The organism is Streptomyces sp. NPDC127092 (genome assembly GCF_042722475.1).
GTDB lineage: Bacteria > Actinomycetota > Actinomycetes > Streptomycetales > Streptomycetaceae > Streptomyces.
This window is the reverse complement of the sequence record NZ_JBHXFE010000396.1, coordinates 1-658: the sequence shown is the minus strand read 5'-3', so window position 1 is coordinate 658 and position 658 is coordinate 1. Positions and strand designations below refer to the sequence as shown.

Genomic DNA, 658 nt, shown 5'->3' with positions numbered 1-658 from the left:
CGTCCACACCAGGTACTCCGCGGTGAGGCGGTCGCCCGGGATCCAGTTCCAAAAATCCTGGCTGGTCGCCATCTCCACCGGCATGATTCCGCTGAATCCGACGGAGGCCGTGCGAGATAGCACGACGGTCCCTGCGGGCAACAACTCGGCTGATGAGTTGGCGAGGCCGGCCTTACTGATGAGATTTGATGTCTCGCCGAGATAGGTCTGCCGACCGTCCCGCAACTGCCACACGTCCGCAAGAGTGAACCACGGGATGGTGCAGTCAACCCAGTATTCGGGCTTGCTCCGACTCGGAGTGTGCCCCGTCTTCATGGTTGCGAATTTGCGGATGTTCGCAACCGTCCAGTGCTGAGGGACCTCGGCCGTCCAGAACAACCCGCTCGATCGCATCGGCGCTGCTGGGTCCAACCCCCGCCCAACGGCGGACTCGATAACAGCCTGCCGTCGCTCGCGGAGCATTTCCATCAGGCGCTGCTGCTCCTCTATGAGCGTGTCGATGCGAGCAGTCTCGCGGTCGAGGTAGTCGCTGATGGCACGCTGCTCCTCCAGCGTTGGTAGCGGCATAGGGATCCGTGCGAGCTTCTCCGCGGTGAGGTGTGGCATCGAGACGACATTGGAGTAGGCGCGAATGAAGCCACTGGCTCGGATCGCGATC

Annotated in this window: 1 protein-coding gene; it reads right to left on the bottom strand. The window is 62.5% G+C overall.

The window, feature by feature from the left end:
• Positions 1 to 658: restriction endonuclease subunit S (locus ACFWJO_RS40775; protein WP_386873447.1), on the bottom strand; the 658-nt coding region annotated here is incomplete at both ends.